This window comes from Pararhodobacter aggregans, assembly GCF_003075525.1.
In the GTDB taxonomy this organism is placed as follows: domain Bacteria; phylum Pseudomonadota; class Alphaproteobacteria; order Rhodobacterales; family Rhodobacteraceae; genus Pararhodobacter; species Pararhodobacter aggregans.
This window is the reverse complement of record NZ_QDDR01000010.1, coordinates 201022-208813: the sequence shown is the minus strand read 5'-3', so window position 1 is coordinate 208813 and position 7792 is coordinate 201022. Positions and strand designations below refer to the sequence as shown.

General features: G+C 69.4%; 8 protein-coding genes. 2 read left to right on the top strand and 6 right to left on the bottom strand.

Going from position 1 to position 7792, the window contains the following annotated elements:
* The 6 genes from DDE23_RS25615 to DDE23_RS18530 all read right to left on the bottom strand — a co-directional run.
* The coding region (locus DDE23_RS25615) for a hypothetical protein (RefSeq protein ID WP_238150049.1) at positions 1-262 on the bottom strand (262 nt) is incomplete at its 3' end.
* A gap of 144 nt (positions 263-406) precedes the next feature.
* Positions 407-667 carry a hypothetical protein gene (locus DDE23_RS18550; RefSeq protein WP_107755042.1) on the bottom strand — a complete coding sequence of 87 codons (261 nt, stop codon included), beginning with the start codon at positions 665-667 and terminating at the stop codon, positions 407-409.
* A gap of 267 nt (positions 668-934) precedes the next feature.
* Complete coding sequence (locus DDE23_RS18545; protein ID WP_107755043.1) at positions 935-2305, bottom strand: glutamate--cysteine ligase; 1371 nt, start codon at positions 2303-2305, stop codon at positions 935-937.
* Positions 2306-2362: 57 nt separating this feature from the next.
* Complete coding sequence (locus DDE23_RS18540) at positions 2363-2878, bottom strand: hypothetical protein (protein ID WP_107755044.1); 516 nt, start codon at positions 2876-2878, stop codon at positions 2363-2365.
* A complete protein-coding gene (locus DDE23_RS18535) occupies positions 2875-3738 on the bottom strand; it encodes a GNAT family N-acetyltransferase (protein ID WP_107755045.1) in 864 nt (287 codons plus the stop codon). Before DDE23_RS18535 ends, DDE23_RS18540 begins: the two co-directional genes overlap by 4 nt.
* Positions 3739-3948: 210 nt before the next feature.
* Entirely contained in the window at positions 3949-4701 is a 753-nt protein-coding gene (locus DDE23_RS18530; protein WP_107755046.1) for a 16S rRNA (uracil(1498)-N(3))-methyltransferase, read from the bottom strand.
* A gap of 12 nt (positions 4702-4713) precedes the next feature.
* On the opposite strand from DDE23_RS18530, the gene ubiA reads away from it, so the two are divergent.
* On the top strand, positions 4714-5718 hold the full coding sequence (gene ubiA / locus DDE23_RS18525; protein WP_238150048.1) for a 4-hydroxybenzoate octaprenyltransferase: 1005 nt from the start codon (positions 4714-4716) through the stop codon (positions 5716-5718).
* A gap of 70 nt (positions 5719-5788) precedes the next feature.
* On the top strand, positions 5789-7783 hold the full coding sequence (locus tag DDE23_RS18520; RefSeq protein ID WP_107755048.1) for an OmpA family protein: 1995 nt from the start codon (positions 5789-5791) through the stop codon (positions 7781-7783).
* The last annotated feature ends 9 nt before the right edge of the window (positions 7784-7792 follow it).

Genomic DNA, 7792 nt, shown 5'->3' with positions numbered 1-7792 from the left:
CGGCGCCGTTGTTCTTGATGATCGAGGACTGTCTGCAAGCGCCACACTTGAAGGTTTTTTCGTCGCCAGAACCGATGACCTCCCCACGCGGGTAGTTCGGTTTGACATTTCCCTTCGGACGGCCTTGTTTCTTGAAAGGATCAGGAGGTTCCGCGAACAGATCACATTGCGGATTCCGGCAGAAGTTTATGTCGATCCCGTGCTTAGGGAAAGGCAGCCTGCGTTCGGACGCTGGCGGAGAAATAATCGCGGGTGCGAGCACGAATACTCCCTCGGAAAATACCACATGTGGTTGCTATCGAGGGAAAGGTTGGCCAAAATCTGGCCAACCAAAATTTTTCCGAATTTTCTGCACCATTTACTGCAAAGGGCTGGACCCATCGGGTGCCCCTTCGCCATGTCGGGCTCAGCGCCTGGCGAGGTCTTCCATCGCGGCGGCGGTGCGACGGGTGTTCTGATAGATGCCGAGGCCGAGATACATGAAGCCGGCCATCAGCACGACATAGAGGACGCCGATGACCAGCACGCCGAGGGCGACGACGCCGCCGGGCACGCCGTTTTGCGGGGCCATCGAAGCGGCTATCGCCCCGCCCACCACGCCGATCAGGGCAATGATGACGAAGACGTTGATGAGCTTCTCAAGCAGGTTGATGAAAAAGTCGCGCATGGAAATCTCCTGAAGAACAAGGTCTGAAAAGGGCCCGGACCCGCAGGAAAGCAGAAAGCCCGTGGCCGGACAAGCCACGGGCTTCGCGATTCACGCGCTTGGCAGCGGCGGAAGGATCAGTCGCCGTTGTCAGGGGCCAGCAACCCGTCGGCCGGGGTCATTCCGGCCTCGAGCCTGTCTTTCCGGGCGTTGAGACCATGCGTCTCGTCGGGCACGGGCCCGCCAACGCCGGGCCGCGCGCGGGGCCTGGGCCGGGGTTGTCCCGGCTCAATAGCTGTAATCGGCGTAGATCCGGTTAAGGTCACCCTGCCAGTCGCCCCGGTAATGGGCCAGCAGTTCGTCGGCCGGCGCCATCCCCGTCTCGACGCTTTCCTTCAGCGCGTTGAGGAAATGCGTCTCGTCCGGGATCAGCCCGCCCGCACCGGGGCGCGCGCGCGCCTTGAGCCCGGCCTCGGCGATACCCACCAGGTCCCGCGCGAGCGTCAGCATGCTGACGCCATGCGTCTCGGCCTGCAGCCCGTCGATGCTGGCGGCTTTCCTCAGCGCCTCGCGGGTTTCCGCGTCCCAGGTCTTGCACAGGTCCCAGGCGGCATCGAGCGAGGATTGGTCGTAGAGCAGCCCGACCCAGAAGGCAGGCAGCGCGCAGAGGCGGCGCCACTGGCCGCCATCGGCGCCGCGCATCTCCAGGTATTTCTTCAGCCGTGCCTCGGGGAAGATGGTCGTCAGGTGGTCGGCCCAGTCGGAAAGGGTCGGCACCTCGCCCGGCAGCGCCGGCAGCTGGCCCTTCAGGAAATCGCGGAAGGACTGGCCCAGGGCGTTGATATACTTGCCATCGCGATAGACGAAATACATCGGCACATCGAGCGCGTAATCGACATAGCGCTCGAACCCCATCCCGTCCTCGAAGGCGAAGGGCAGGGTGCCGGTGCGGGTGGGGTCGAGGTCGCGCCAGATGCGCGAGCGCCAGGATTTGTGGCCGTTCTCCTTGCCCTCGAAGAAGGGGGAATTGGCGAACAGCGCCGTGGCCACCGATTGCAGCGCCAGCGACACGCGCAGCTTCTGCACCATGTCGGCCTCGGACGAGAAATCGAGGTTGACCTGCACGGTGCAGGTGCGCCGCATCATCTGCGTGCCATGGGTGCCGACTGTCTGCATGTAGCCGTCCATCAGCCGGTAGCGGCCCTTGGGCATCAGCGGCATCTCGTCATGCGTCCAGACCGGCGCGGCGCCGAGACCGATGAAGCCCACGCCGACCGCATCGGCGATGGATTTCACCTCGCGCAGGTGTTCGTTCACCTCGTCGCAGGTCTGGTGGATCGAATCGAGCGGCGCGCCCGAGAGTTCCAGCTGCCCGCCGGGTTCAAGGCTGACATTGGCCCCGTTCAGCGTCAGGCCGATCAGCTTGTCGCCTTCCAGCACCGGCTGCCAGCCGTAGCGGTCGCGCAGCCCCTCCAGCACCATGCGGATCGACCGCTCGCCGTCATAGGGCAGGGGCTTCAGGCTGTCCTTGCAATAGCCGAATTTCTCGTGCTCGGTGCCGATGCGCCAGTCGCTTTCGGGCTTGCAGCCCGAGGCGAGATATTCGGCCAATTGGTCGCGATGCTCGATCGGCCCGCCGCCGGACTGGGGGATGGACATGGGAAAGGGCGCTCCGGCTGGGTCTGTGTGGACCCCAGACCTGTCTCGCGACAGGGCTCAAGTCAAGAGGCGCCGATCGGGATGTCGCCAGACCAGCCGCGCCCGGGGCGCCGGACCCTGCGCCACCATGCGCAGAAGCCGGGTCATGTCGAAGCCGGGCAGCGCGGCGAAGGCATCAAACAGCGCCTCGTGCCCCGAGGCGGCGCGGGGGATGACCAGCACGGTGCCGTCCTTGCCCTCGACCAGCCAATAGGCGGCATCGGCGCTGAGCGAAAGCGCGACCATCAGATCGAGCGCCAGCACCCCGCCGCCGCGCGGGCCGAAATAGCGCACCTCGCCCTCGATGACCTCGATCAGGCCCGAGCCGAGGCCCGCGGCGGTGAACTGCGCCCGCTGCACCGCGCCCAGCGTCAGGCCCGCCCCCAGCGCCGCCAGCACCCAGCCCAGCCAATGCACCGGCCCCGGGCCGGAAAAGGCCCACCAGAGCCCGGCCAGGGTCACCGCCAGCGCGGCGCCGGTCTCGGCCCAGCGGCGCAGCGCGGCGCGGGCGGCGGGGCGGATGAAGCGGCTCATGGCGCGGCCCCCGCCGGGGCATGCAGCAGCGCCAGCGTCATCTGGCCGATGCGGCGAAAGCCCAGGGCCTCGTAGCTGCGGCAGGCCGAGGGCGAGGCGGCGGCCAGCACCGCCTGCCGCACGCCATGGCGCCGCGCCTCGGCCAGATGCAGGCCGACGGCGCTGCGGGCGGCGCGGCGGTTGCGGCCCTCGGGCGGGGTATAGACGCCGCCGACCTGCACGATCCCGGGCAGTTCGGCGTTGAAGGCAGTCATGGCGAGGGGGAGGTCGTCGTGCTCGAACAGCCGCACATGATCGCCGTCGATGGCCAGATCCGCCCGGTCGCCGCCCCGTTCGGCGGCAAGGGCGGGGGGCGTGTTCAGCGCGCTGGCCTCGAAATCTCTGTACCAGGCGGTGAGCAGATCGCGGTCGCGCTCGCGCGGGCGGCGGATCGTGCCCGGGGCCAGGGTCGAGAGATCGAGCGCCGCGAGGTCGAGGTGATAGAGCGGCTCGGTCGCGCAATGGATGAAGGCTTGGGGCGCGAGGCGGAGTGCCGCGATCAGTGCTTCGGCCTGCGTGCTCTCGCCGGTCAGACCGGCAAGGCGCCGCCCGCCCAGCCAGCGGGCGAGGTCCTGCCAGTCGTTTGCGCTGGCCCCGGGCGCCTGGAGCATGGCGAATCCGGCGTTGGTGATGCCCATCAGGCCGGTGATCGCCCCGCCCTCGCGCAGCAGGACCAGCGAGACCGCCCGGGGCGCGCGCCGGTCGCCCAGCCCGTAGCGGCGCAGATTGGCGCGCAGCAGCATCGAGGTCGGGGCATGCCCGGCGAGGAAGGCCTCGACCTCGGGCAGGTCGGCATCGCGGGCCGGGTTCATGTCGGTCATCGGGCGGGCCTCGGAGCGGGTCTGCGAGGGATGGCGGGTTTCTGGGCCTGTGTAAAGGGAGGCGGCTGTGTCAAGGGAGGCGGCTGGGCAAAGGCCGGGCTGCGGCGGGCCGCGCGCTCCCGCCCGCCCCCCCCGCGCGCGGCCCGCCGCAGCCCGGCGACGGGCGCGTGGGTTGTGCCGTCGCTGGCGTATTTTGGGCAGAATGAAGGGTCAGGTCTGGTGCGGCCAGTCGCCATGCCGGGCCTGCCAGAGGGTGAGCGCCGCCACAGCTGCGGTATCGGCGCGCAGGATCCGGGGGCCGAGCGAGAGGCGGCGGATCTGCGGCAGCGCCTTGAGGCGCGCGCGTTCGGCGGGGGAAAAGCCGCCCTCGGGACCGATCAGGATGGCGGCAGGCGCGGGAGCGGGTTCGGCGAGAGTGGCGCCCGCAAGGCTTTCATCGGCCCACCAGAGGCTGCGTCCCTCGGGCCAGTCGGCCAGCAGCCGGTCGAGGCGCTGCAGCTCGGCCACCTCGGGGACGAAGGTGCCGGCGGATTGTTCGGCGGCCTCGATGGCATGGGCCTGCAGGCGGTCGCGGCGGATGCGTTCGGCATTGGTGAACTCGGTCTGCACCGGCAGGATCCGCGACGCGCCCATCTCGACCGCCTTCTCGACGATGAAATCGGTGCGCGCCTTCTTGATCGGCGCGAACAGGAGCCACAGGTCGGGCGGATCAAGCTGCGGCGCGACCGGGGCCTCGCAGGTCAGCGTGCCGCCGCGCTTGGACAGTCCCGCGATCCGTGCCCGCCATTCCCCCGCCTTGCCATTGAAAACGGCAACCTCGGCCCCCTCGGGCATCCGCATGACATTGCCCAGGTAATGGGCCTGGTCCTGCGTCACCGCGATGTGTTGCCCTTGGCCCAGCGCTTGCTCTACATAGAGGCGCACCTTGGGGCGGGGATCGTTCCGGGACAAGTCGCTAGGCATGGACGGGAGTGTATGACCGGGTCAGGGCAAACACCAGAGGGCGGCGCGCCCGACCCGCAGGACAGATCCGCCGAGGATCGCGCGATCCAGGACCGGGTCGTGGGCAGCTGGGTCGATACCAAGGCGCCCGACGATCTGAAACCCTATCTGCGGCTCAGCCGCGCCGACCGGCCGATCGGCACCTGGCTTTTGCTGCTGCCCTGCTGGTGGGGCGTGCTGCTGGCCGCGCTCGCCTATCCCGAGACGCGGGGGGCGACGACGCTGTGGCTGATGATCGCCTCGGCGCTGGGGGCGTTCCTGATGCGGGGTGCGGGCTGCACCTGGAACGACATCACCGACCGCGACATCGACGACAAGGTCGAGCGCACGCGCAACCGGCCGCTGGCCTCGGGCGCGGTGACCGTGCGCGAGGCGCTGATCTGGATGGGCATCCAGATGGTGGCCTCGTTCCTCTTGCTGCTGACCTTCAACGGCGCGGCGATCTTCCTTGGCGTGCTGGCCCTGCTGCCGGTGGCGATCTATCCGTTTGCCAAGCGCTTCACCTGGTGGCCGCAGGCCTTCCTGGGGCTGGCCTTCAACTGGGGCGCGCTGCTGGGCTGGACGGCACAGGCCGGGCATCTCGACTGGCCGGCGGTGGTGCTGTACATCGCGGGCATCGCCTGGACGCTGTTTTACGACACGATCTATGCCCATCAGGACCGCGAGGATGACGCGCTGATCGGCGTGCGGTCGACGGCGCGGCTTTTCGGCGACAATACCGAGAACTGGCTGCGGGGGTTTCTGGTCGCCTCGGTCGTGCTGATGTCGCTGGCGATCATCTACGCGCTGGCGCCGCTCGCGCAGCCGCTGGTCCTGTCGCTGACGCTGGCCGGGGCCTGGGCCTTTGGCGCGCATCTCAACTGGCAGTTGCGCCGCCTCAATATCCATGATTCCGCGGTACTGCTGAGCCTCTTCCGCTCGAACCGGGACGCCGGGCTGATCGTTGTGCTGATTCTTGCCGCAGCCCTTCTGGTATGATTGCATCGCCCCCGCGATGCGGCTAGGTCAGGCCTGACTGGCCCGGCCGGGCCGCCGATACGGATGCTCCATGTCACGAAAAACCCTGCTCGTTTCGATCGCGGCCTTCGTGGCGGCGGCGGTGCTGGCCCTGGGGACGGCGCTCTTGCTGGTCGCCCTGCTGGAACGTCGGACCGCCGAAGCGCTGCAGCAGGCCTTTGCCCGGGCGCAAATCGGCTGGGTGCAGGTGACGCTGGACGGGCTCGATGTGACGCTGGCGGGCACCGCGCCCGATGAAAGCGCCCGGATCAGCGCGCTGCAGGTCGCGGGCGAGGTGGTGGACGCGACGCGGATCTCGGAAACCATCGCCGTGACCCAGCGCAACGCCATCGTCGCCCCGGTGTTCCGGGTCGAGATGATGCGCAACCGCGACGACCTGTCGGTCATCGGCCTGGTGCCGGCGCGGCCGGGGCGCGCGCCCATCGCCGAACGCCTGCGCGACGCGCTGCCGGATCTGGCGATCGAGGATCTGCTGCAGACCACGGATTATGCCGTGCCGGGCGGATGGGTCGCGGCCACCGATTTCGCCGTCGCCGCGCTGGAGAAATTCGAGGTCGGGCGCATCTCGGTCACCGCCGGGCGGATCGAGGTCGAGGCACTGGTCGACGGGCCCGAGGAACGCCGCAGCCTGGAAGAGGAATTGCGCGGCATGGCACCGCGCGGCCAGGTGCTGACGCTCGACCTGATCGCGCCCCGTCCGGTCGCCGCACCCTTCCTGCTGCGGGTCGATGCCGAGGCGGGTGTCTTGCATGTCGGCGCCTGCAACGCCGATACCGAAGAGGCGCAGCAGGCCATCGCCACTGCCCTGACCCGCGCGGGCTATGCAAGGCGTCTGGTCTGCCCGCTGGCGCTGGGCGCGCCCACCCCGCGCTGGGGCGAGGGGGCGGCGCTGGGCATCGCCACGCTGGCCTCGCTGGGCGAGGGCAATCTGACCATGTCGGACGGCACGGTGATCCTGGCCATCCCCCATACCGTCGCGGGCAGCGATTTCGACCGCGCGGTCGGCTCGCTGGAAACCGCGCTGCCCGAGGCGTTCAGCCTTTCGGCCCGTCACCTCGACCCGCCGCCCGAGGTCGAACCCGATGCCGATGCCGCGCCCGAGGTGCAGCTCAGGCTCACCGAGGAGGGGCGCCTGTCGCTGGCGGGCCGCCTGCCGGACGAACGCATCCGCGCCGCGGTCGGCGCCTTTGCCGGGGCCCGTTTCGGCCGCGAGGCGGTCGAGATCGGCGCGCGGCTCGACCCCGAGCTGCCCTCGGGCTGGGCGATCCGGGTGCTGACCGTCATCGAGGCGCTGGCCGAACTGCACCACGGCGAGGCGCTGGTGCGCGCCGACCGGGTGCGGATCAGCGGCGTCTCGGGCAACCCCGATGCCCGCAGCCAGGTCACCCAGGCGCTGCTGCAGGGGCTGGGCAGCGAGGCGCGGATCGACGTGCAGGTCCGCTATGACGAGGCGCTGGACCCGGTGGCCAATGCGCCCACGCCCGACAATTGCGAGGCGCGGATCCACGACATCCTGCGCGAGACGAAGATCACCTTCGATCCCGGCGCGACCGAGATCAACGCCGCTTCGGCGCCGGTCATCGACCGCATCGCCGAGGTGCTGCGCGAATGCGGCGAACTGCCCTTCGAAGTGGCGGGCTATACCGACAGCCAGGGGCGCGAGGAGACCAACCTCAACCTCAGCCAGGCCCGGGCCGAGGCGGTGATCAACGCGCTGCTCGCGCGGCGGGTGCTGGTCGCCTCGCTGGTGGCGCAGGGCTATGGCGCGGCCGATCCCATCGCCGACAACGGCACCGAAGCCGGGCGCGAGGCCAACCGCCGCATCGAATTCCGCCTGATCCGCCCCGAGGCGCCGCCGGAACCGATTGATCCGGCACTGGAAGCCCAGCTCACCTTCGAGGTACAATCCCCGGGTGCCGACACGATCCGCCCGCGTCCGCGCCCCGGCAGCCAGGTTGCCGATGCGCCGACCATCGGCTCGGGCGACGAAGAGGCGACCGACGAGACCCCTGCCGAATCCCAATAGCCTGCCGCC

Bases quoted from the DNA above. Each gene is read 5' to 3' on its own strand.
- DDE23_RS18530 (WP_107755046.1), bottom strand. From the start codon at position 4,701: ATGCCTAGCGACTTGTCCCGGAACGATCCCCGCCCCAAGGTGCGCCTC.
- DDE23_RS18540 (WP_107755044.1), bottom strand. From the start codon at position 2,878: ATGAGCCGCTTCATCCGCCCCGCCGCCCGCGCCGCGCTGCGCCGCTGG.
- DDE23_RS18545 (WP_107755043.1), bottom strand. From the start codon at position 2,305: ATGTCCATCCCCCAGTCCGGCGGCGGGCCGATCGAGCATCGCGACCAA.
- DDE23_RS18520 (WP_107755048.1), top strand. From the start codon at position 5,789: ATGTCACGAAAAACCCTGCTCGTTTCGATCGCGGCCTTCGTGGCGGCG.
- DDE23_RS18550 (WP_107755042.1), bottom strand. From the start codon at position 667: ATGCGCGACTTTTTCATCAACCTGCTTGAGAAGCTCATCAACGTCTTC.
- DDE23_RS18535 (WP_107755045.1), bottom strand. From the start codon at position 3,738: ATGACCGACATGAACCCGGCCCGCGATGCCGACCTGCCCGAGGTCGAG.
- ubiA (WP_238150048.1), top strand. From the start codon at position 4,714: ATGACCGGGTCAGGGCAAACACCAGAGGGCGGCGCGCCCGACCCGCAG.